Source organism: Polycladomyces subterraneus, assembly GCF_030433435.1.
Taxonomy (GTDB): Bacteria; Bacillota; Bacilli; order Thermoactinomycetales; family JIR-001; genus Polycladomyces; species Polycladomyces subterraneus.
Genome location: NZ_JANRHH010000027.1, coordinates 4,765 through 5,309, shown reverse-complemented (window position 1 = coordinate 5,309; position 545 = coordinate 4,765). Strand labels below are relative to the sequence as shown.

At 53.6% G+C, this 545-nt stretch carries 1 protein-coding gene; it reads right to left on the bottom strand.

What is annotated here, in order from left to right; genetic code table 11:
* Positions 1–308: hypothetical protein (locus NWF35_RS05580; protein ID WP_301238102.1), on the bottom strand; the 308-nt coding region annotated here is incomplete at its 3' end.
* Positions 309–545: the final 237 nt, after the last annotated feature.

The window sequence follows — 545 nt, the reverse complement described above, 5'->3', positions numbered from 1 at the left end:
CCCAACATCTCGCACCTGATACCGTTCAATCCCACCACATTCAAGCCGGAACCGTCGGTCGGGATCACCTCGCCGATCAATCTGTCGATACTGCCAAAATCGTACCGAAGGCAATTGTATCCGACCATCTTACACCTGACTCCGTCTCTGCTCCCCACATACAGGATCAAGCTATCAGTACTCAACATCTCGCACCTGATACCGTCCAGTCCCATCACATTCAAGCTGGAACCATCGGTCGGGATCACCTCGCCGATCAATCTGTCGATACTGCCAAAATCGTACCGAAGGCAATTGTATCCGACCATCTTACACCTGACTCCGTCTCTGCTTCCCACATACAGGATCAAGCTATCAGTACCCGCCATCTCGCATCAGATACCGTCCAGCCCCATCACATTCAAGCCGGGGCCATTGGACGGAGTCACCTGGCCGATCAATCCGTCTCTACCGCCAAAATTGCACCACAGGCCGTGGTTTCCGACCATCTCACTCCCAAATCCGTCTCCGCTACCCACATCCAGGATCAAGCTGTCAGTACCCAA